We start from the raw sequence: 22,802 nt of genomic DNA, 5'->3' as shown, positions 1-22,802 counted from the left end.
TGCAGGTCGGTCTTTTTGTGTTTTCTAAAAAGCCTTATCAGTTGCATTTCTTTTTTTAGATGATTACTATTAAATCAAACAATAGTCAAAGATGGTCAGAGAGGTGGTGCCAATGCAAAACATCACAGATATCATCGAAGCCTATTTAAAGCAAATTTTACACGACGAAAAGACGATTGAAATCAAGCGTCAAGAAATTGCACAACGTTTTGACTGTGTTCCATCACAAATCAATTACGTCATTAATACTCGTTTTACGGTCGAAAAGGGTTATTTTGTTGAAAGTAAGCGGGGCGGCGGTGGATACATTCGGATTCAAAAAATCGTTGTGCTCGATAGTCACGATCTATTAGACGAAGTCAGTTCATGGATCGGTGATCATTTGACGGAACAAGCTGCAGAAGATTATTTGATTCGTTTGATGAACGAACAATTACTGACGCGGCGGGAAGCTATTTTGATTCAATCGCTGTTGCAAAAAGAGAGTTTGCCAATGGCGGTCGAAGATCAACACCGGATGCGTGCCCACTTGATGCGGACGCTTCTTCAAACCATGAAGCGACTCTAGTCGTCGGACATTGGAGGAATGCACGATGCGTTGTCAACGATGTGGCGAACGAGAAGCAATCGTCCGTGTCAAACTCCCACAAGAGTCAGAAACCGATGAGAAGTTCTTATGCTCGGTTTGTGTACGGGAGTTAGCACGTGAATATCAAGGGACGGCATGTCCGTCTTGTGGTATGACCCGTCAACAATTGCTTCATCTTCGTAAAGTCGGTTGCCCGACTTGTTATTCATTTTTCAAAGACGAAGTCGACGGCATGGTTCGTCAGTTCCAACACGGTCATACGCAACATTATGGTTCACGCCCTGATGAGGAATCCGTGGAGAAACGATTAAATCAGCAACTTAGTCGACTCAAAGAACAACTCAACCGCAAAATCTTAGCAGAAGATTATGAAGAAGCAGAAGTCATAAAACAACAGATTGAGAGTGTCGAGGAGGATTTGCGTCATGTTTGAAGAGTTGCTTCAACACCCTTTAAGCGAATCGATGAATCAATCTTCTCCCTTTGACGACATCGTCGTTTCGACACGAGTCCGTTTGGCGCGCAATACGACACGTTATCCGTTCTCAACGATGTTGTCAGAAGCACAAGCCAATGCACTCATTGAAGAGACGGAACGCCAACTAAATGGGATGAAAGGGTTCCGATTTGGTCGTGTCGATCAGGCGGATGTCCTGACCCGAACCGCTTTAGTAGAAAAGCATCTAATTAGTCCGGCGTTAGCGAGTCATCCACGGACAGGACTCTTCATTAGTGAAGATGAGCAGATCAGTGTCATGGTAAACGAAGAAGATCATTTCCGGATCCAGACCTTATTACCGGGGCTCCAGCTCGAAGAGGCGTTTCGGATCGCAAAACAAGTCGATCGCTTGATCAGCGAACGCTTTAAGATTGCTTTTGATGATACACTTGGTTATTTAACGACATGTCCGAGCAATGTCGGAACAGGTCTTCGTGCTTCCGTGATGTTGCACTTACCGGGACTAGTCCTGACGAATCAGATTCAAGGCTATATCAAACACTTACGACAGTTAGGATTCGCGATTCGTGGGCGTTACGGTGAGGGAAGCGATGCTTCTGGTCGCATGTTCCAACTTTCGAACCAACGGACGCTTGGGGCAAGTGAGGATATGCTGATCACGGACTATCAATTTGCGGTCGAAGCATTAATTGAAGCAGAACAGGCAGCACGAAAAGGATTATTGGAGATGTATCAAGAAGAACTAGAGGACAGACTATATCGTTCCTATGGCATCCTGACATCAGCTCGACTGATTACAGCGCGGGAAGCAACGGAACGGCTATCGGATGTCCGCTTAGCAGACAGTCTGGGACTAGAAGTCAATCTTCCTCCAAATCTTTTTCATCAACTGCTCGTCTCGCTACAAACAGGTTTTCTACAAAAGCATTTCGGGAAACAATTAACATCTAGAGAACGGGACATCGAACGGGCGAAACGAATTCGGACGATGTTAACCGAACAGACAAACAGGGATCACACACAAGGAGGTTTTGCATAATGATGTTTGGACGATTTACAGAACGTGCACAACGTGTATTGGCACTTGCTCAAGAAGAAGCAGTACGGTTGGGGCACCACAATATCGGAACAGAACACATTTTACTCGGACTTGTACGTGAAGGAGACGGAATCGCTGCGAAAGCCTTAACAGCACTCGGTCTCAGTTCAGATAAAATTCAGATGGAAGTCGAAGCATTGATCGGTCGCGGACAAGATGGTGCAACGACGATTCACTATACACCACGTGCGAAAAAAGTCATCGAGTTATCAATGGATGAGGCACGTAAACTCGGTCACTCTTACGTCGGAACAGAACACCTCTTGCTCGGATTGATTCGAGAAGGAGAAGGGGTTGCTGCTCGTGTCTTAAATAACTTAGGCATCAGTCTTTCAAAAGCTCGTCAGCAAGTACTCCAGTTGCTTGGGAACAGCGAAACAACAGCAAACGCATCGCAAGCAGGTTCAGGTGTCGCAACACCAACGCTTGATGGTCTTGCTCGTGATTTGACTCAACAAGCGCGTGAAACACGTCTTGACCCAGTCATTGGTCGCGCAAAAGAGATTCAACGCGTCATCGAAGTCTTGAGCCGCCGGACGAAGAATAACCCAGTCTTGATCGGGGAACCAGGGGTCGGTAAAACGGCTGTCGTCGAAGGTCTTGCTCAACAAATCATCAACAATGAAGTACCGGAGACATTACGCAATAAACGCGTCATGGTACTCGACATGGGAACACTCGTCGCCGGTACGAAATACCGTGGTGAGTTCGAAGATCGTTTGAAAAAGGTCATGGATGAGATTCGTCAAGCGGGTAACATCATTCTCTTCATCGATGAGTTGCATACATTGATTGGAGCAGGTGGAGCAGAAGGTGCGATCGATGCATCGAACATCCTTAAACCATCGCTCGCACGAGGCGAACTCCAGTGTATTGGAGCTACGACACTTGATGAGTACCGGAAGTACATCGAAAAAGATGCGGCACTCGAACGTCGTTTCCAACCGATCCAAGTCGCAGAGCCAACAACGGATGAAGCGACGCAAATCCTATTTGGTCTTCGCGATCGTTATGAAGCACACCACCGTGTGACGATCACAGATGAAGCAATTCAAGAAGCCGTCACCTTGTCGGATCGATACATTTCGGATCGGTTCCTTCCGGATAAAGCGATTGACTTGATCGATGAAGCGGCATCAAAAGTTCGGTTGCGTTCGTATACAGCACCACCGAACTTAAAAGAAGTTGAGGCAAAACTCGAAGGCATCCGTAAGGACAAAGATGAAGCTGTCCAAAGTCAAGAGTTTGAAAAAGCAGCAAGCCTCCGCGATACGGAGCAAAAATTACGCGATGAGCTTGAGCGTTTGAAAGAGGAATGGCAGAATAAACAAGGCAACGAAAAACTTGAAGTCACAAAAGATGACATCGCACAAGTCGTTGCCAACTGGACAGGTGTACCGGTCACGAAGATCGCGGAAGAAGAGACGGATCGTCTCCTTCGTCTCGAAGAAATCCTTCACGATCGTGTCATCGGTCAAAATGAAGCCGTTAAATCGATTTCAAAAGCGATCCGTCGCGCACGTGCTGGACTGAAAGATCCAAAACGTCCGATCGGTTCGTTCATTTTCCTCGGTCCTACTGGGGTTGGTAAGACAGAACTCGCACGTGCGGTTGCCGAAGCAATGTTCGGTGATGAGGATGCAATCATCCGGATCGACATGTCAGAGTACATGGAGAAACATGCAACAAGTCGTCTCGTTGGTTCACCTCCAGGATATGTCGGTTACGAAGAGGGCGGTCAATTGACTGAAAAAGTTCGCCGGAAACCATACTCAGTCATCTTACTTGATGAAATCGAGAAGGCGCACCCAGAAGTCTTCAACATTCTCTTGCAGGTACTCGATGATGGGCGCCTAACAGACTCGAAAGGTCGCACGGTTGATTTCCGTAACACAATCATCGTCATGACGTCGAACGTCGGTGCAAGTGCCCTTAAACGTAATAAATATGTCGGCTTCGCTGTTTCTGAAGATACGGATCGCGAATACAAAGACATGAAAGATAAAGTCATGGAAGAACTCAAACGGGCCTTCCGTCCAGAGTTCTTGAACCGGATTGATGAAACGATCGTCTTCCATTCACTCGAGAAACAACATATCGAAGAGATCGTGAAGTTGATGGCGAAAACCCTTGAAAAACGTTTGGCTGAACAGGAAATTCATTTCGAATTGACACCAGCTGCCCTCTCGAAGATCGCCGATATCGGATACGATCCAGAGTACGGCGCACGTCCAATCCGTCGTGCCCTTCAACGGGAAGCGGAAGACCGGTTGTCAGAAGCATTGCTCGCAGGTGATATTCAAAAAGGAGAGCATGTTGCGCTTGATGTCGAAGAGAACGAATTCATCGTTCGCCGGAATCACGTGAGTTCTGCCGCAACGGAATAAGCACTGAGCACAGGGCCAGCTTTCGCACTTTCTGAGCGAAGCTGGTCTTTTTTTGAAACAGAAAGGATGAATCGATTGGCTAAGTTAAAAACAAAATTCGTTTGCCAAAGCTGTGGAACTGAATCACCGAAATGGATGGGACGTTGTTCTGGATGCGGAGAATGGAACACGATGGTCGAAGAAGTCGTCGAAGAAAAAAAAGGACGGCGCGGTGCCGCTTTTGTTCATACGACGACAAAACAATTAAAGCCTGAACGCCTCGCGAATATCGTCTCGCAAGAAGAGAGTCGTGTCTTTACCGGAAGTGGTGAATTCGACCGTGTCCTCGGAGGCGGCATCGTTCCGGGTTCGATGGTGCTTGTTGGAGGAGACCCTGGGATCGGGAAGTCGACGATCTTACTGCAGACGAGTGCACGGCTTGCCCAACGTGGTGAAAAAGTGCTCTACATCTCAGGGGAAGAATCGCTTAAACAAACCAAATTGCGCGCGGAACGGCTTGGATTGCCGACACAGGATTTGTTCGTCCTCAGTGAAACGGACATGAACATGATTGAACGTGTCGTTGATGAAGAACAGCCACGGTTTTTAATCATCGACTCGATTCAAACCGTCTACATTGATGAAATTCAGTCCGCACCCGGGAGTGTGACACAGGTACGTGAATGTACGGCGATGCTGATGAAAATTGCAAAGAGTCGTGGTATTGCAATCTTTATCGTTGGTCACGTTACGAAACAGGGGTCGATTGCTGGACCACGTTTACTTGAGCACATGGTGGATGCTGTCTTGTATTTCGAAGGCGAACGTCACCATACGTTTCGGATTCTGCGTGCTGTTAAAAACCGATTTGGTTCAACGAATGAGATCGGAATTTTTGAAATGCGGGAGTCTGGTCTTGAAGAGGTCTTAAATCCGTCAGAAATTTTCCTCGAAGAGCGGACATCCGGCGTATCCGGTTCAACGATCGTTGCTTCAATGGAAGGGACACGGACCGTCCTCGTCGAACTGCAAGCATTGATTTCACCGACGTCATTTGGGAATCCTAGACGGATGGCGACCGGAATCGATCAAAATAAAGTAGCGTTATTGATGGCCGTTCTTGAGAAACGATCGGGTCTTCTCTTACAAACACAAGATGCCTATCTCAAGGCAGCGGGTGGTGTGAAGCTCGATGAACCAGCGATCGACTTAGCAGTCTGTGTTGCCATTGCCTCTAGTTTCCGTGACAAGCCGACGCGTCCGACGGATGTCGTGATTGGTGAGGTCGGGTTGACGGGAGAAGTCCGTCGTGTTTCACGGATTGAGCAACGTGTAGCAGAAGCAGCCAAACTCGGTTTTACACGAGCGATCATTCCGAAAAATAACTTAGGAGGCTGGACGTATCCGGACGGGATTACGGTCGTCGGTGTCGAAAGCGTGGACGAAGCATTACGCGAAACCATTCCGTTTTAAGCTGGAATGACGTAAAAAATGGGGGAACTGTAATGGATATGTAAACAGTTTCCCCTCCTTCCGGCGTAGGTAGTTCAATTCAGTACATGTTACAATGAACTTAAAATAGGCAAAGGAGGTGAGAAGATTGAAAATCGTCATACGGGTATTTTTTGCATTACTCGGACTTGCCCTTGGGATCTTGTTGCTTCCTCAGTTTTTCCAATTGATTGAAACAGCGACAAGTACGACTTTCCCGGCATGGTTGATGAGCGAATACGTAACTGGAACGATTGGTGCACTCATATTCTTATTAATTGGATTATTCATTACGGATTCGGTAATTCGACTTCTCCGATTTTTAGAAGAACGACTCGTCAAAGCCCCAGTAGCAGATCTCTTTTTTGGTACGTTTGGTTTGTTGATCGGATTAGTATTAGCATTTCTCGTCAGTACGTTAATCGACTTAGTTGGGATTCCTGTCCTCAGTAATGTCTTAACAATCTTCGTGACCGCGTTATTCGGATATCTCGGCTTTACGGTCGGGTATCGAAAACGTCATGAATTGACGAAAATCTTCTTACGTAGCAACCAAAGTGAAAAAAAGACGGCATCTGAAGTCGTCGTTCCAGCAAAGTCGAATAGTAAAGTGCTCGATACGAGCGTCATCATCGACGGACGAATCACAGATATCACGAAAACAGGCTTCGTCGAAGGGAAACTGATCGTTCCGCAATTCGTCATCGGTGAGTTGCAGTACATCGCGGATTCTTCTGATACGTTGAAACGAAACCGTGGACGTCGTGGACTCGATGTCTTAAAAGAATTACAAGAGATCCCTGGAGTCGAGGTCGAAATTTATGATGGCGACTTCGAGGATGTACCGGAAGTCGACATCAAATTGATCAAACTTGCGGAACTCGTCAAAGGAATCGTCGTCACGAACGACTATAACTTAAACAAAGTCTGTGAAGTCCGACATGTTCCTGTCCTTAACATCAATGACCTGGCGAATGCGGTCAAACAAGTCGTCATTCCAGGAGAAGAAATGACCGTCCTTGTCATCAAGGAAGGGAAAGAACAAAAGCAAGGAATCGCCTATCTCGAAGATGGAACGATGGTCGTCGTCGAAGGAGGCAAACATCTCATTTCGAAAACGATTGGCGTCGTCGTCACGAGTGTCTTACAGACGTCAGCTGGACGAATGATTTTTGCGAAACCACAGGAAAAATGAGACACTATGCCTAGAGAGATATCGAGAGGCATTCAGATAGACCCGCAACGGATTCGATTTCATGATCGAGTCCGTTTTCGGTGTGATGGAATGGATCACGATGATCAGTGAGATAGAAAAGAGGGAATGAGATGTCTACAGCCACATATCGCGTCGTCATCCCCGCTGCCGGTGCCGGTAAGCGGATGGGCGCAGATCGTAATAAATTGATGCTTGAACTAAGAGACCGTCCAATCATCGCTTGGACACTAGATGTCTTCGAGGCGGACCCGGCATGTGCGGAAATCGTTCTTGCGATCAATCCAATGGAGAAAGACTGGTTTACGCACGTCACTTCGTCCTATGCGACAGCCATCAAACTGGTTGCGGGTGGTGCCGAACGACAAGAAAGTGTTCTCCGTGGTCTTGAGGCATTAGAAGGCGAAGGGATCGTCCTGATTCATGATGGGGCTCGACCGTTCATTTCACAAGAAGCGATTCATGCTGTCGTCCAGGCGGCAGTGTTGGATCAAGCAGCGATTCTCGCCGTACCGATCAAAGACACCGTCAAACGGATCGAAGCGAATCACATCAGTGAGACCGTTCCGCGAGAACACTTGATGGCAGCCCAGACACCACAAGCATTTGATCTTGCAACGATTCGCACGGTTCATGAAAAAGCGGCAACAAAATACCTAGGAACCGATGATGCAAGTTTGATAGAATGGGACGGAGGAAAAGTAACGATCGTCCACGGTCACTACGAAAATATCAAGATGACGACACCGGACGATCTATGGTTCGGTGAAGCAATTCTAATGAAACGAGGGAAATGACGATGATTCGAATTGGACAAGGTTTTGATGTACATGCCTTTGCAGAGGATCGGAAATTGATTTTAGGCGGCATTGAGATTCCGCATACGAAAGGATTGCTCGGTCATTCGGATGCAGACGTTTTGTTACATACGATTGCCGACGCAGCACTTGGTGCGATTGCAGCGGGGGATATCGGAAAACATTTTCCGGATACGGATCCGGAATTCAAGGATGCGGATTCAGCAAAATTACTGCAGCATGTCTACGCGCTCGTTAAACAACAAGGGTATGAGCTTGGCAACCTAGATGCGACAGTCATCGCACAGGCACCAAAGCTTCGTCCGTACATCGACACGATGCGTGCTCGGATCGCAGAATTACTCGAAGCGGACATTGAACAGATCAATGTCAAGGCAACGACAACGGAATGGTTAGGTTTTACGGGACGAGAAGAGGGAATCGCTTGTCAAGCAGTGATTCTACTGAAACGAATCGAAGAATAAGGTATACTAGATAAGCGAATTTTAGTCGAAGGAGTGATTGGCAATGGCAGAAGTACGAGTACGTTATGCCCCAAGTCCAACAGGACACTTGCATATCGGGAATGCCCGGACTGCATTATTTAACTATCTGTTTGCACGCCATTTAGGCGGCAAGATGGTATTACGAATCGAGGATACGGACCAAAAGCGGAACATCGCAGGTGGTGTCGAGAGTCAAATGAAGAATCTCGAGTGGCTCGGTGTCGATTGGGACGAAGGTCCAGGTCGCGGTGGTGAGTACGGTCCTTATTCACAAATGGAGCGTCTTGATATCTATCAAAAGTATACGGATGAGTTACTTGAAAAGGGACTCGCTTACCGTTGCTACATGACATCGGAAGAGCTCGAAGCAGAACGCGAAGCGCAAATCGCACGCGGAGAAGCACCACGTTATTCAGGGGCACACCGTAACCTGACAGCAGAACAAGAAGAAGCGTTCCGCTCAGAAGGTCGCACGCCATCGATTCGGATTCGTGTACCGGAAGATGTCACGTATACGTGGAATGATATCGTCAAAGACGACGTCTCGTTCGAATCAAAAGACTTCGGTGACTGGGTCATCGTTAAAAAAGACGGCATTCCGACGTATAACTTTGCTGTCGTCATCGACGATCACTTGATGGCGATCAGTCATGTTCTTCGTGGAGATGATCATATTTCGAACACACCGAAACAGATGATGATCTATGATGCGTTCGGTTGGGAATACCCGACGTTTGGTCACATGACATTGATTGTCAATGAAGCACACAAGAAACTCTCGAAGCGTGATCACTCGATCATTCAGTACATCGAGCAGTACAAAGAGCTCGGTTATCTCCCGGAAGCATTACTCAACTTCATCACGCTTCTCGGCTGGTCACCTGTCGGCGAAGAGGAAATCTTCACAAAAGAAGAGTTAATCAAGATCTTTGACGCGGATCGTCTCTCGAAGAGTCCGGCTGTCTTTGACCAAAACAAATTGGCTTGGATCAACAGTCAGTATATGAAACATCAATCGTTCGAAGAAGTATTCGAAGCAAGTCTTCCGTTCCTACAAGAAGCAGGTCGCGTCGAAGCGTCACCTTCAGAAGAAGAGCTCGCTTGGGCACGTGATCTTGTCGCGCTATACCGCGAACAGATGACGCATGGCGCGGAAATCGTCAAGCTTTCAGAGATGTTCTTTGAGGATGAAGTGGTGTATGATGAAGAGGCAAACACTGTCTTGAGTGGCGAGACGGTTCCGACTGTACTTGCAGAATTCGCGAACCAGTTACGCGCTCTCGAAGAGTGGACACCAGAAGCAATCAAAGCATCGATCAAAGCGACGCAAAAAGCGACTGGTCAAAAAGGAAAAAACTTGTTCATGCCAATTCGTGTTGCGACGACAGGACAGACGCATGGTCCAGAACTCCCGAACACGATTCAATTACTAGGAAAAGACCGTGTGCTTGCACGGCTTGAAGCAGAATAACGAAAGCGTAGACGAGGAAAGTAACGATGCGTCTTCTTCTCCAGAGACAAGCTCGAATGGTGCGAGGGCTTGAAGAAGCGAATCATGAAATGCCCCTCTGAGTGCTGCCCGAAATCCGTGAAAGTAGGCGCAGACGTATCTCCGGCGTTAACGGACGTCGAGAGGGACGAGTCAATCGTCCAAACAGAGTGGGACCGCGCTTCGTTAGCGTCTCTGTGCAGCAATGCATAGAGGCGCTTTTTCTTATGGAAAGGAGAACGTATATGACACGGATGCGAGAAGATATCCGCAATGTGTTTGAGCAAGATCCAGCTGCCCGCAGCACGTTAGAAGTCATTTTGACATACCCGGGCTTACATGCGATTTGGATGCATCGCCTGGCCCATCGGCTCTGGAACGCGAAGTTTCGCTTGCTCGGTCGATTGATTTCGCAATTCAGTCGCTTTTTGACAGGCATCGAGATTCATCCAGGAGCGACGATTGGACGCCGATTCTTTATTGACCACGGGATGGGTGTCGTCATTGGTGAGACGACGATCATTGGCGATGACGTCACGTTGTTTCAAGGCGTGACACTCGGCGGAACGGGGAAAGAAACAGGAAAGCGTCATCCGACGATTGAAGACGGCGTACTTGTCTCTGCCGGTGCTCGTGTCCTAGGTGATATCACGATCGGGGCATACTCAAAAATCGGTGCCAGTTCCGTCGTCTTAAAACACGTTCCTCCAAATGCGACCGTCGTCGGCATTCCGGGACGTGTCGTCATTCAAGACGGCATGAAGGTCGAAGCACCACTTGATCATCGTTTCCCGGATCCGGTCAGCGAATGCCAAGAGCGGATTGAAATAGAACTAGAAGTATTAAAACAAGAAATTGAACGGATTAAAGGAGGGCGACGTCATGATTCAACTGTACAACAGCATGACCGGAAAAAAGGAACCATTTAAACCATTAGAAGAAGGAAAGGTCAAGATGTATGTCTGTGGTCCAACTGTGTACAACTACATTCATATCGGCAATGCACGTCCAGCGATCGTCTTCGATACAGTCCGTCGCTACTTCACATACCGCGGATATGAGGTCAAATACGTCTCGAACTTCACGGACGTCGACGATAAGATCATCCGGACAGCAAACGAACTGGGAGAAGATTATCATGCGTTGACGAAACGTTTCATTGAAGCGTATCACGCGGATACGGGTGCTTTAAATGTCCAAAAAGCGGACATCCATCCACTAGTCACGGAAACGATGGACGATATCATCGCATTCATCGAAGTCCTTGTTGAAAAAGGCAATGCCTACGCTTCAAGCGGAGATGTCTACTTCCGGACGCGTAGTTTCAAGGATTACGGACAATTAAGCCAACAGTCAATCGACGAGTTGCGTGCAGGTGCACGAATCGAAGTCGGAGAGAAAAAAGAAGATCCGCTTGATTTCGTGCTCTGGAAAGCAGCAAAACCAGGCGAGCCGGCATGGACGAGTCCGTGGGGCGAAGGGCGACCAGGCTGGCACATCGAGTGCTCGGCGATGGCGAAGAAATACCTCGGAGAGACGATCGATATCCATGCCGGTGGACAAGACTTGAAGTTCCCGCACCATGAGAATGAGATCGCCCAGTCAGAAGCATGCAATTCTCAGAAGTTCGCGAACTACTGGATGCATAACGGGTTCTTGAACATCGAAAATGAGAAGATGTCGAAGTCGCTCGGTAACTTCCTGACGGTCCATGAAGCCATTCAAGCGGTCGATCCGATGGTCTTACGGTTCTTCATGTTGTCGGTTCAATATCGTCATCCGATCAACTACAGTCGTGAACTGATCGACCAAGCAGCGAATGGTCTCGCACGGATCCGGGAGTCGGTCGCAAACATTGAACACCGACTTGACATGACGGCTGATCTCGGAACAGGTGACGAGAAGTGGTTGAATCGTCTAGCGGCAATCAAGGAACACTTCATCACATCGATGGATGATGATTTCAATACAGCGAACGCGGTGACGGATTTGTTTGATCTCTCGAAAGAAGCCAATCTATACCTCGGAGAAGCACATGTGTCGAAACAGGTGCTCGAACAGTTCCTCGCACTCTTCTCGGAATTATCAGGCGTCCTTGGTGTGACGTTGACAGTCGATAAAGGCTTACTCGATGAAGAAGTCGAACAGTTGATCGAAGAGCGGAACACAGCCCGTCAAAATCGTGACTTCGCACGAGCAGATGCAATTCGCGACCAACTACGTGACCAAGGCATTCTGCTCGAAGATACAGCGCAAGGGATGCGGTGGAAGCGCGGATGAAGAACTACAAACAACTGAATGCACTCGCGTTAGCGTACATGGGCGACGTCGTCTATGAGATTCGTGTGCGCGAGCGATTGCTCGAACAAGGCTACGTGAAGCCGGGCGAGTTGCACAAAGCAGCTGTCCGGTACGTTCGGGCACAAGCACAAGCGACGGTCGTAACGCACTGGTTGAACACGGATGCGTTGACGGAAGAAGAGGCAGCGGTCGTCCGGCGCGGGAAGAACGCAAAATCCGGTTCTGTCCCGAAGAGTACGGACGTCCACACGTATCGCTACGCGACAGCATTTGAAGCATTGCTCGGTTATATTTATCTTTCAGAAGGAGGGGATCGCCTTGAAGAACTCATCGGACAAGCGTTCGAATTACTCGAAGCCGAAAAAACAGACGAATCCTAAGGCTACAAGCGCGAAGCCAAAAACGAAGGCACAGCGTCCAGCACAAGAGAAACGAAAAGCCGCTCCGTTCAAGGAACAGCCAGTCGCGATCGAACCGCTCGAAGAAGGACAAGATTTCTTGTCGGGTCGAAATCCGGTTCTAGAAGCATTACGGAGCGGACGAGAGATGAACAAGCTGTTTCTGCAGGAAGGACAACAAAAAGGACCACTTGCCGTCATCCATGCGATGGCGCAGGAAGCAGGGATTCAAATCCAGCTTGTACCTCGCTCACGGTTAACGGGTTTAGCTGGAACGGAAAATCACCAAGGTGTCGTTGCAGCGGTAGCGGCGTATGAGTATGCCGAGATGGAAGACATCTTTGAGCTCGCGCGTCAAAAGGACGAAACACCGCTCTTGATCCTACTCGATGAACTCGAGGATCCACATAATCTCGGATCAATCTTGCGGACAGCAGATGCTGTCGGGGCACACGGGATCATCATTCCGAAGCGTCGATCAGTCGGATTGACGCAAGTCGTCGCAAAGGCATCAACAGGCGCGATCGAACATATTCCTGTCGTTCGCGTGACGAACCTTGCGCGGACGATGGAGGATCTAAAGAAACAAGGCATCTGGTTCGTCGGAACGGATGCGCGCGAAAGTGATGACTACCGGACACTTGATGGGACGATGCCACTCGGAATCGTCATTGGAAGTGAAGGAAAAGGAATGAGCCGGCTCGTCCGTGAGAAATGTGATTTCCTCGTCCACCTCCCGATGGCGGGACATGTCACATCGCTCAACGCATCGGTTGCTGCTTCGTTATTACTATATGAAGTCTACCGGACTAGAAAGCCGTATGCGCGATGAAATATGATCGTCTCATCGTAGATGGCTATAATATCATTGGCGCATGGCCAGAATTTCGGACGTTGCGGGAGCAAGATTTTGAATTGGCACGGGAACGGCTGATTCATGCGATGGCGGAATACCAAGCTGTCACAGGTCTCAGCGTTACGATCGTCTTCGATGCCTATCTTCAACCGGGACGTGAATCCCGGATGCAAAAAAGCGGGATTGATATCGTCTACACACGGGAGAACGAAACGGCAGATGAATGGATTGAAAAGACAGCTGCTGATTGGCTACAAGATATCCGAGTCAAGTTAACGGTAGCGACAAATGATTATACGGAGCAGTGGGTCATCTTCACGCTCGGAGCACTCCGCATATCGGCGCAAGAGCTCCGGCGAGAGTGGAAAGCGGCAGTCGCTGTCATCAAACAACAGACGACGTCTGCGAAGACGACGGCTCAACCGCGCTCGAAGATTGATTTACCAGAAGACGTCGTCGCACGTTTAGAAGCGATCCGTCGCCGAAAGAATTCAGATACATGATATAAACCATTCGCATGAGCGGATCACCGTTTTTCCTACTTTGGAAGAACGGTGTTTATTTTATGAAAAGATACATTTTGGATACAACAAAAGAGGTCATGCCAATTTTCATTGTCGTGCGACAGGTAATTATTGTATAATTAAAAACAATTGAACTATTCGTCAATGATGCTTGGAGGGATACAAGATGAGTTTGGTTTCGTTCGACCAGTTTGGGTGCATGACCGATGAAGCGCTTGTAGAACAAGCGAAAGAGTTCGACAACAGCGATGCGCTCGAATTTTTGATCGAGCGGTATCGAAATTTCGTGCGCGCCAAAGCCCGTTCTTATTTTTTGATCGGGGCAGACCGAGAAGATATCATTCAAGAAGGAATGATTGGTCTCTATAAAGCAGTACGGGATTACCGAACGGACAAGCTTGCCTCGTTTAAAGGATTTGCCGAATTATGCATTACGAGACAGATGATCACTGCGATCAAGACGGCGACACGTCAGAAACATATCCCGTTGAACTCGTACATCTCACTCGATAAACCGATCTATGACGATGAATCGGAGCGGACGTTACTCGATATCATTACGTCGACAGCACCTTCTGACCCACAAATCTTGATCGTCAACCGGGAAGAATATGCAGACATTGAATCGAAGATGGATGAAATTTTAAGCGACCTTGAACGCAAAGTCCTCGCGCTCTATCTTGACGGACGGACGTATCAGGAAATCTCTGACGACCTCGATCGTCATGTCAAATCGATCGACAATGCCTTGCAACGCGTCAAGCGCAAGCTTGAGCGTTATCTCGAAGCACGAAAGATGACGGTCTAACAGAGAGGTAGATTGACCGTAATCCCTTCCTATGCTACTGTATAACTAGCGCCTTACTAGCGAGACGCCGCTCATAGGCGTTTTTTTTTACGCTCTTTTTCGAAAGGAAAGTACCTCAACAGAAGAGAAGAGTGGCAAAGAAGGAGGACTTTGAGATGGCGAAGAAAGTAGGCCTTGCTTGTGATAATTGCGGTGCCCGCGACTATACGACGATGAAAAAAGAGGACGTCACTGTCCGCTTGGAATTGAAGAAATTCTGCCGTCGTTGTAACGCGCATACGATTCATAAAGAAGCGAAATAAAGCTTCATCTGTCCCGATTTATTACATCCTGGAGGGAAAGTACGATGAAATTTTTGCGTGACGTATGGAATGAATTGAAAAAGACGAGCTGGCCCAAACGGAAAGAGCTGACGAAATACACATTGACGGTCATCGGTATGGTGATCTTCATGGGTGTCTTCATCTTCGGCGTCGATTCAGGGCTTAGCGCATTGATGAGCTGGTTGATTAAGTAAAAAGAAGAGGTGGCCTACCATGGAGAAACAATGGTTTGTCGTCCAAACGTATTCCGGATTCGAAAATAACGTCAAGGCGAACCTTGAACGTCGGATTGAATCCATGAACATGGACGAAAAAATCTTCCGTGTACTCGTTCCGATTGAAACGGTACAAGAAGAAGTAACGAACAAAAAGGGAGAAACGAAAATCAAGGAACGTGAAGTCAAGATCTTCCCGGGGTATGTCCTCGTTGAGATGGTCATGACGGATGATTCCTGGTATGTCGTCCGGAATACTCCGAACGTCACAGGCTTCCTCGGATCAGTCGGCGGCGGTTCAAAACCAACCCCACTTCTTCCGGAAGAAGCAGAAAATATCCTTGGATCAATGGGTCTTGTCGATCTGAAGAGCCGTTACGACTTCTCACTCGGACAAATCGTCCGAATCAAAGAAGGAGCTTTCGAAAATCTCGAAGGTACGATCGAGGAGCTTGATACAGATGCTGAGAAAATGAAAGTCTCTGTTGATATGTTCGGTCGCGAAACGAAGGTCGAGCTTGATTTCGCACAGGTCGATAAAATCGATTAAGTTTCCTATTGCGAATGTTTTGTTTTAATGATACAATTTTTCGTGTTTGATGTTGTGCTTATTTCGATAAATAACTCGTCGAATAGAATGAGTGGGAGGACGCGCAACGTCCAATTAAACCACATTAAAGAATTAAGGAGGTGTGTCTCGTGGCGAAGAAGGTTATGAAACTCGTAAAACTTCAAATTCCTGCGGGCAAAGCAAACCCAGCTCCACCAGTTGGACCGGCACTCGGTCAAGCAGGTGTGAACATCATGGGCTTCTGTAAAGAGTTCAACGCTCGTACACAAGACCAAGCCGGCTTGATTATCCCTGTAGTCATCACGGTTTTTGAAGATCGTTCATTCACATTCATCACTAAAACTCCTCCAGCAGCAGTTCTCTTGAAGAAAGCAGCTGGAATTGAGAGTGGTTCAGGTGAACCGAACCGTAAGAAAGTAGCGACTGTCAAACGTGACAAAGTTCGTGAAATCGCTGAAACAAAAATGCCAGACCTTAACGCATCATCTGTTGAAACAGCAATGTTGATGGTTGAAGGTACTGCACGTTCTATGGGTATCGTAATCGAAGACTAATGTCTTTTTGATTACCATGAACAACGATGAGGGTCGCAGGCGGATAGTTTCTTGAAGCCTGCTACCCTTTCATTATGTGGGAGGATTTTCCGCACAACCACAAAGGAGGAACCTAAAATGGGTAAGAAGTACAAAGAAGCTGCTAAGCTTATCGATCGTACGGTTTCATACGAACTCGCAGAAGCTGTAGATTTGACTAAAAAATCTGCAACTGCGAAATTCGATGAGACTATCGAATTGGCTGTTCGTCTCGGAGTAGATCCGAAGAAAGCAGACCAACAAATCCGTGGAGCAGTCGTATTGCCACACGGTACTGGTAAAACACAAAAAGTTCTCGTCTTCGCGAAAGGTGAGAAATTAAAAGAAGCGGAAGCTGCTGGAGCAGATTACGCTGGTGATGCTGAGTACATCAACAAAATCCAACAAGGATGGTTCGACTTCGACGTTATCGTCGCGACACCAGACATGATGGGTGAAGTTGGTAAACTTGGTCGCGTTCTCGGACCAAAAGGCCTCATGCCAAACCCGAAAACAGGTACAGTTACATTTGACGTCACAAAAGCAATCAACGATATCAAAGCTGGTAAAGTTGAGTACCGTGTCGACAAATCAGGTAACATCCACGTTCCTGTCGGTAAAAAATCATTCGATAACGAGAAACTCGTTGATAACATCAACACAGTTATCGAAACTCTCGTAAAAGTTAAGCCTGCTACTGCTAAAGGTGTATACCTTAAGAACATCGCGATCGCTTCTACAATGGGTCCTGGTGTAAAAGTATCTTCAGCTGACTTCGCGAAATAATTTCGTCTAAAACGAACTTGACAACGTTCTAAGAACGCTGTTACAGTATAAAACGTTGATATATTTCGACATACCGTAGACAGAAGGTGCTCATATGGGCATAAATCCTTCCGAGGTGTTCTTGCTCAGAGAGCCTGTTTGTTCAGGTATCCTTTTTGACGATTACGCCTCCTCTGCTTTGCAGACGGAGGCTTTTTATTTGAAATCGAGCAGCCCCTCGCACCGGTACATTTCATCTACCAGGAGGTGCAACAGAAATGGCAAACGAAAAAGTTATCGCTGTCAAAGCGGATCTCGTATCTGAGATCGCTGAGAAACTCCAAGCGAGCGCAGGAACAGTTGTCGTCGACTACCGTGGTCTCACAGTAGAAGAAGTCACTGAACTTCGTAAACAACTCCGCGAAGCGGGCGTTGAATTCAAAGTTTACAAAAACGGTCTCCTCCGCCGCGCGGCAGTTCAAAGCAACCTCGAAGGTCTTGATGAAGTCTTCACAGGTCCTAGTGCGATCGCCTTCAGCAATGAAGACGTTATCGCGCCAGCTAAGATCTTGAACGACTTCGCTAAAACGCACAAGGCTCTCGAACTTAAAGGTGGTATCATCGAAGGCAAAGTCACTTCAGTAGAAGATGTCAAAGCCCTTGCGGAACTTCCATCACGCGAAGGTCTCCTTTCGATGCTCCTCAGCGTGCTTCAAGCGCCAATCCGTGGACTCGCGGTGGCAACGAACGCAATCGCAGAGCAAAAAGAAGAACAATCTGCTTAATTTCTGCTTAGCGGGATAGGCAACCAACACAATTTTCACACCCCAACGTGGGCTAAATCAAAGGAGGAAAACCATAATGGCTTTCAACAAAGAGCAATTTATCGAAGACCTCAAGGGCATGACTGTTCTTGAACTTAACGAACTCGTAAAAACAATCGAAGAAGAATTCGGCGTATCAGCAGCAGCTCCAGTAGCAGTTGCAGGTGCTGGCGCAGGCGCAGCAGCTGAAGAGCAAACTGAATTCGACGTTATCCTTACTAACGCTGGATCTGGTAAAATCAACGTCATCAAAGCAGTTCGCGAATTGACAGGCCTCGGTCTTAAAGAAGCGAAAGCTCTCGTAGACGGAACTCCAGCACCAGTTAAAGAAGGCGTTTCGAAAGAAGACGCTGAAGCAATGAAAGCTAAGCTTGAAGAAGCTGGCGCTACTGTAGAAGTTAAGTAATTTTCTTCTTCCGTAGAAACAAGAGAAGCTCGCATTGCGAGCTTCTTTTGTTTTCATCTTTTACATGAGAGGGGAAGGAAACATGGCGGATCATTATTATACGAATGACCCTTCATCGAAACGAGATCCGAAGACGTGGGAATATGTCCTGCGTGGTCAAACGCTCCGCTTTACATCGGATCACGGTGTCTTTTCGAAGAACGGAATCGATTTTGGTTCACGTCTGTTGATCGAGGCATTCACGGAACCGGCTGTAGCTGGAGACATTTTAGATGTCGGCTGCGGATATGGACCGATGGGCATTGCGCTCTCGAAGTCGACAGGACGTCCGGCACACTTGATCGATGTCAATGAACGGGCGCTCGAACTAGCGGCAGACAATGCGCGCGCGAACGGTGTTTCCGTGACGACCGGTGTGAGTGACGGGTATGATGGGGTAGGCGAATCGACATTCGCAGCGATCGTGACGAATCCACCGATTCGGGCAGGAAAAACGGTCGTTCATCGTATTCTCCGAGAAGCATATGATCATCTCGTCGTTGGCGGCGAACTTTGGGTCGTCATTCAAAAGAAACAAGGTGGACCATCAGCAAAGAAGTTGATGGAAGAAGTATTCGGTATGTGTGAGACAGTTACCCGGGATAAAGGGTACTCGATATTTAAATCAATTCGGTCTTGACAAATCGAAGGATTTGTCGTTGACCTCATGTTGTGTCTATGATAGTATTATAAAATGCCATTGGAGTGATTTTTGGATAAGATGTTTGAAAGCAGCTGGCGTTCTCGACTACAGATGATTGAGTAGACAAGACGTCGCTTTTTTGCGCTTATCAATCAAAAAATGGCTTCAATGTTCGATATTACACCCGTCCTTCTCTATAAGAAGAAGTGGGTCTGAGAGGTGAATCAGTTGACTGGTCAACTTGTTCAGTACGGTCGTCACCGTCAGAGAAGAAGCTATGCACGTATCAGCGAAGTATTGGAACTTCCAAACTTAATCGAGATTCAAACGAATTCGTATGAGTGGTTCCTGCGGGAAGGTCTTCGTGAGATGTTTCATGACATTTCGCCGATTTCCGATTTCACAGGGAATCTCGTATTAGAATTCATCGACTACTCGCTCGGAGAGCCGAAGTATTCGATCGATGAATCGAAAGAGCGCGACGTGACCTATTCGGCACCACTACGCGTTAAAGTCCGTCTTCAAAACAAAGAGACGGGTGAATTGAAAGAACAAGAAGTCTTCATGGGTGACTTCCCGCTTATGACGGAGTCGGGAACATTCATCATCAATGGAGCGGAGCGCGTAATCGTTTCGCAGCTTGTTCGTTCGCCAAGTGTTTATTACAACAATAAGTTAGATAAGAACGGTAAGCGTGGGTTCTCCGCGACAGTCATCCCAAACCGTGGTGCATGGCTCGAGCTCGAGACAGACGCAAAAGATATCGTTTATGTTCGCATTGATCGCACGCGTAAGATTCCAGTAACGGTTCTTTTACGTGCTCTTGGTTTCGGTACGGATCAGGAAATCATCGATCTTCTCGGTGATGATGAGTACCTCCGGAATTCACTTGAAAAAGATAATACGGAATCAACGGAAAAAGCCCTCATCGAGATTTATGAGCGTCTACGTCCGGGAGAGCCGCCGACAGTCGAAAACGCAAAAGCGTTACTCGTGTCGCGCTTCTTTGACCCGAAACGTTATGATTTGGCAAACGTTGGTCGTTATAAAATCAATAAAAAGCTTCATCTTAAGAACCGTCTCTTCGGTCAGAAACTCGCGGAAACGCTCGTTGATCCTGAGACAGGTGAAGTCATCGCGGAAGCAGGAACGGTCCTTGATCGTCGTATGCTCGATAAAGTCCTTCCATTCCTCGAAGGATCCGTTGGTTACATCGAAGCGACGCCTACAGGCGGCGTGACGCAGGGTGAGGCTTTCAACTTACAGTCAATCAAGGTGTTCGCACCGGACGATGCTGAAGGTGAACGCATCATCAATATCATCGGTAACGGTAACATCGATCGTGACATCAAGCACATCACGCCTGCTGACATGATTGCTGCGATCAACTACTTCTTCAACTTGTTGCATGAAGTCGGTACGACAGACGATATCGATCACCTCGGTAACCGTCGTCTCCGTTCAGTCGGTGAGCTGCTCCAGAATCAATTCCGGATCGGTCTCTCGCGGATGGAACGTGTCGTTAAAGAACGGATGTCGATTCAGGATCAGAATGCGATCACGCCACAGGCATTGATCAACATTCGTCCAGTTATCGCATCGATTAAAGAGTTCTTCGGTAGCTCGCAGTTGTCTCAGTTCATGGACCAAACGAACCCGCTTGCAGAATTGACGCACAAACGTCGTCTTTCAGCACTCGGACCCGGTGGTTTGACACGTGAGCGCGCTGGTTTCGAAGTTCGTGACGTACACTACTCGCACTATTCCCGTATGTGTCCGATCGAAACGCCAGAGGGACCAAACATCGGTTTGATCAACTCGTTGTCTTCGTACGCGAAGGTCAATGAGTACGGCTTCATCGAAGCACCATATCGTCGTGTCGATCCGGAAACGGGCGTCGTCACAGATGAAATCCATTACATGACTGCAGACGAAGAGGATCTCTACGTCGTCGCACAGGCAAACATGTTGTTGACGGAAGAGAAGACGTTCCAAGATTCACACGTCCTTTCACGTTTCCGTGGACAAAACTTGTCTGTTGAACCAGCACGTGTCGATTATATGGACGTTTCACCGAAGCAGGTTGTATCTGCCGCAACGGCTTGTATCCCGTTCCTTGAGAACGATGACTCGAACCGTGCCCTCATGGGAGCGAACATGCAACGTCAGGCCGTCCCACTTCTGAACCCGGAATCTCCGATTGTCGGTACAGGTATGGAGTACGTGTCTGCAAAAGACTCAGGAGCCGCTGTTGTTGCGAAGCACGCAGGAATCGCTGAGCGCGTTACGGCGCGTGAAATCCTTGTCCGTCGTACGACGGAAGTCGATGGCAACATCGTCGAAGGTGAACTCGACCGTTACAAGATTCAAAAATTCATCCGTTCTAACCAAGGAACGTGTTATAACCAAAAACCAATCATCAAAGCAGGCGACCCAGTCGATAAAGGCGAGATCCTTGCAGATGGTCCATCGATGGACGGTGGGGAACTTGCGCTTGGTCGTAACGTACTCGTCGGTTTCATGACATGGGATGGTTACAACTATGAGGATGCTGTCATCATGAGTGAACGTCTTGTCAAAGACGACGTCTACACATCGATCCACATCGAAGAATACGAATGTGAGTCGCGTGATACGAAACTCGGACCGGAAGAAATCACACGTGATATTCCGAACGTCGGTGATGATGCCTTGAAAAACCTCGACGATCGCGGAATCATTCGCGTCGGTGCGGAAGTCAAGGACGGCGATATCCTCGTCGGTAAAGTTACGCCGAAGGGTGTAACGGAATTGACAGCGGAAGAACGTCTTCTTCATGCAATCTTCGGTGAAAAAGCACGTGAAGTCCGTGATACATCTCTCCGTGTTCCACACGGTGGTGATGGAATCATTCTCGACGTCAAAATCTTCGACCGCGATAATGGGGACGAGCTCTCACCTGGTGTCAACCAGTTGATCCGTGCTTACATCGTTCAGAAGCGTAAGATTCACGAGGGTGATAAAATGGCGGGTCGTCACGGTAACAAAGGTGTTATCTCCAAGATCAACCCGATCGAAGATATGCCTTACGATGAAAACGGCACGCCGGTTGACATCGTTCTGAACCCGCTGGGCGTACCATCGCGTATGAACATCGGTCNNACGGTAACAAAGGTGTTATCTCACGTATCCTTCCAGAAGAAGACATGCCGTACATGCCAGACGGTACGCCAATTGACATCATGTTGAACCCACTTGGGGTTCCATCACGGATGAACATCGGGCAGTTGCTCGAGCTTCACCTCGGGATGGCAGCACGTCAACTCGGCATTAAAGTCGCATCACCAGTATTTGATGGTGCGCGTGAGGAAGATGTTTGGGCAACGATTGAAGAAGCAGGTATGGATCGCGACGCGAAGACTGTCCTTTATGATGGTCGTTCGGGTGAAGCGTTCGATAACCGTATCTCTGTCGGTGTCATGTATATGATTAAACTTGCTCACATGGTCGATGATAAACTTCACGCACGTTCGACAGGACCATACTCACTCGTTACACAACAACCGCT

24 protein-coding genes, 1 pseudogene and 2 other annotated features are annotated in these 22,802 nt (G+C 47.9%); all 25 genes and pseudogenes read left to right on the top strand.

Translation table 11 applies throughout. From position 1 onward, the window contains the following. The first annotated feature begins 112 nt into the window (after positions 1 to 112). Positions 113 to 568 carry a CtsR family transcriptional regulator gene (locus B2751_RS10190; protein ID WP_023466578.1) on the top strand — a complete coding sequence of 152 codons (456 nt, stop codon included), beginning with the start codon at positions 113 to 115 and terminating at the stop codon, positions 566 to 568. Between the two features lie 25 nt (positions 569 to 593). After that, complete coding sequence (locus tag B2751_RS10185) at positions 594 to 1,022, top strand: hypothetical protein (protein ID WP_023466580.1); 429 nt, start codon at positions 594 to 596, stop codon at positions 1,020 to 1,022. After that, the gene (locus tag B2751_RS10180; protein WP_290754255.1) at positions 1,015 to 2,088 is read left to right on the top strand and encodes a protein arginine kinase; all 1,074 of its coding nucleotides are present in this window, start codon (positions 1,015 to 1,017) and stop codon (positions 2,086 to 2,088) included. The genes B2751_RS10185 and B2751_RS10180 overlap by 8 nt, the downstream gene beginning before the upstream one ends. Further along, positions 2,088 to 4,535 (top strand): ATP-dependent protease ATP-binding subunit ClpC, encoded by a 2,448-nt coding sequence (gene clpC, locus B2751_RS10175; RefSeq protein ID WP_035413120.1) that lies wholly within the window; start codon positions 2,088 to 2,090, stop codon positions 4,533 to 4,535. The genes B2751_RS10180 and clpC overlap by 1 nt, the downstream gene beginning before the upstream one ends. 75 nt (positions 4,536 to 4,610) lie before the next feature. Then, positions 4,611 to 5,987 carry a DNA repair protein RadA gene (gene radA, locus B2751_RS10170; RefSeq protein WP_029343076.1) on the top strand — a complete coding sequence of 459 codons (1,377 nt, stop codon included), beginning with the start codon at positions 4,611 to 4,613 and terminating at the stop codon, positions 5,985 to 5,987. 127 nt (positions 5,988 to 6,114) lie between these two features. After that, the gene (locus tag B2751_RS10165) at positions 6,115 to 7,200 is read left to right on the top strand and encodes a PIN/TRAM domain-containing protein (protein ID WP_035413125.1); all 1,086 of its coding nucleotides are present in this window, start codon (positions 6,115 to 6,117) and stop codon (positions 7,198 to 7,200) included. 131 nt (positions 7,201 to 7,331) lie between these two features. Further along, positions 7,332 to 8,015, top strand: a complete 684-nt coding sequence (gene ispD, locus B2751_RS10160) for a 2-C-methyl-D-erythritol 4-phosphate cytidylyltransferase (RefSeq protein ID WP_035413128.1) — start codon at positions 7,332 to 7,334, stop codon at positions 8,013 to 8,015. Between the two features lie 2 nt (positions 8,016 to 8,017). Next, positions 8,018 to 8,500 carry a 2-C-methyl-D-erythritol 2,4-cyclodiphosphate synthase gene (gene ispF / locus B2751_RS10155; protein WP_029343079.1) on the top strand — a complete coding sequence of 161 codons (483 nt, stop codon included), beginning with the start codon at positions 8,018 to 8,020 and terminating at the stop codon, positions 8,498 to 8,500. Between the two features lie 43 nt (positions 8,501 to 8,543). Then, on the top strand, positions 8,544 to 9,992 hold the full coding sequence (gltX, locus tag B2751_RS10150) for a glutamate--tRNA ligase (RefSeq protein ID WP_290774586.1): 1,449 nt from the start codon (positions 8,544 to 8,546) through the stop codon (positions 9,990 to 9,992). Then, positions 9,992 to 10,210 (top strand) — a binding site (T-box leader). It overlaps the preceding gene by 1 nt. A gap of 9 nt (positions 10,211 to 10,219) precedes the next feature. Next, positions 10,220 to 10,939, top strand: coding sequence for a serine O-acetyltransferase EpsC (epsC, locus tag B2751_RS10145; protein WP_290774590.1), 720 nt, complete (start codon positions 10,220 to 10,222; stop codon positions 10,937 to 10,939). Beyond that, positions 10,893 to 12,290, top strand: coding sequence for a cysteine--tRNA ligase (cysS, locus tag B2751_RS10140; protein WP_035413137.1), 1,398 nt, complete (start codon positions 10,893 to 10,895; stop codon positions 12,288 to 12,290). Before epsC ends, cysS begins: the two co-directional genes overlap by 47 nt. Then, complete coding sequence (locus B2751_RS10135; protein WP_023466600.1) at positions 12,287 to 12,691, top strand: Mini-ribonuclease 3; 405 nt, start codon at positions 12,287 to 12,289, stop codon at positions 12,689 to 12,691. Before cysS ends, B2751_RS10135 begins: the two co-directional genes overlap by 4 nt. Positions 12,692 to 12,857: 166 nt before the next feature. Next, positions 12,858 to 13,541 carry a 23S rRNA (guanosine(2251)-2'-O)-methyltransferase RlmB gene (gene rlmB / locus B2751_RS10130; RefSeq protein ID WP_369792041.1) on the top strand — a complete coding sequence of 228 codons (684 nt, stop codon included), beginning with the start codon at positions 12,858 to 12,860 and terminating at the stop codon, positions 13,539 to 13,541. Beyond that, positions 13,538 to 14,068 carry an NYN domain-containing protein gene (locus B2751_RS10125; protein ID WP_035413144.1) on the top strand — a complete coding sequence of 177 codons (531 nt, stop codon included), beginning with the start codon at positions 13,538 to 13,540 and terminating at the stop codon, positions 14,066 to 14,068. Before rlmB ends, B2751_RS10125 begins: the two co-directional genes overlap by 4 nt. A 187-nt stretch (positions 14,069 to 14,255) precedes the next feature. Then, a complete protein-coding gene (sigH, locus tag B2751_RS10120) occupies positions 14,256 to 14,897 on the top strand; it encodes an RNA polymerase sporulation sigma factor SigH (protein WP_035413147.1) in 642 nt (213 codons plus the stop codon). 155 nt (positions 14,898 to 15,052) lie between these two features. Next, complete coding sequence (gene rpmG / locus B2751_RS10115; RefSeq protein ID WP_023466603.1) at positions 15,053 to 15,199, top strand: 50S ribosomal protein L33; 147 nt, start codon at positions 15,053 to 15,055, stop codon at positions 15,197 to 15,199. Positions 15,200 to 15,243: 44 nt separating this feature from the next. Beyond that, positions 15,244 to 15,414 carry a preprotein translocase subunit SecE gene (secE, locus tag B2751_RS10110; RefSeq protein ID WP_023466605.1) on the top strand — a complete coding sequence of 57 codons (171 nt, stop codon included), beginning with the start codon at positions 15,244 to 15,246 and terminating at the stop codon, positions 15,412 to 15,414. 19 nt (positions 15,415 to 15,433) lie between these two features. Then, positions 15,434 to 15,985 (top strand): transcription termination/antitermination protein NusG, encoded by a 552-nt coding sequence (gene nusG / locus B2751_RS10105; protein ID WP_023466607.1) that lies wholly within the window; start codon positions 15,434 to 15,436, stop codon positions 15,983 to 15,985. Positions 15,986 to 16,134: 149 nt separating this feature from the next. Next, complete coding sequence (gene rplK / locus B2751_RS10100; RefSeq protein ID WP_023466609.1) at positions 16,135 to 16,560, top strand: 50S ribosomal protein L11; 426 nt, start codon at positions 16,135 to 16,137, stop codon at positions 16,558 to 16,560. Positions 16,561 to 16,677: 117 nt separating this feature from the next. Then, entirely contained in the window at positions 16,678 to 17,364 is a 687-nt protein-coding gene (gene rplA / locus B2751_RS10095; RefSeq protein WP_064300983.1) for a 50S ribosomal protein L1, read from the top strand. A gap of 55 nt (positions 17,365 to 17,419) precedes the next feature. Next, positions 17,420 to 17,571: a sequence feature (ribosomal protein L10 leader region), on the top strand. A gap of 50 nt (positions 17,572 to 17,621) precedes the next feature. Beyond that, complete coding sequence (rplJ, locus tag B2751_RS10090; RefSeq protein WP_023466611.1) at positions 17,622 to 18,128, top strand: 50S ribosomal protein L10; 507 nt, start codon at positions 17,622 to 17,624, stop codon at positions 18,126 to 18,128. A 76-nt stretch (positions 18,129 to 18,204) separates the two neighbouring features. Continuing rightward, on the top strand, positions 18,205 to 18,573 hold the full coding sequence (rplL, locus tag B2751_RS10085) for a 50S ribosomal protein L7/L12 (protein ID WP_023466613.1): 369 nt from the start codon (positions 18,205 to 18,207) through the stop codon (positions 18,571 to 18,573). Positions 18,574 to 18,655: 82 nt separating this feature from the next. Continuing rightward, positions 18,656 to 19,252: a class I SAM-dependent methyltransferase gene (locus B2751_RS10080; RefSeq protein WP_290774583.1), complete on the top strand. Its 597-nt coding sequence runs from the start codon at positions 18,656 to 18,658 to the stop codon at positions 19,250 to 19,252. A gap of 231 nt (positions 19,253 to 19,483) precedes the next feature. Next, a complete protein-coding gene (rpoB, locus tag B2751_RS10075; RefSeq protein ID WP_414655215.1) occupies positions 19,484 to 22,483 on the top strand; it encodes a DNA-directed RNA polymerase subunit beta in 3,000 nt (999 codons plus the stop codon). Beyond that, a pseudogene (locus B2751_RS10070) lies at positions 22,399 to 22,802 on the top strand (DNA-directed RNA polymerase subunit beta); the annotation flags it as partial. The gene rpoB and the pseudogene B2751_RS10070, both read left to right, overlap by 85 nt.

It is taken from the genome of Exiguobacterium sp. UBA6282 (assembly GCF_002440475.1).
Lineage (GTDB): Bacteria > Bacillota > Bacilli > Exiguobacteriales > Exiguobacteriaceae > Exiguobacterium_A.
The sequence above is the reverse complement of the archived record's forward strand: the minus strand, read 5'-3'. Positions and strand labels throughout refer to the sequence as shown.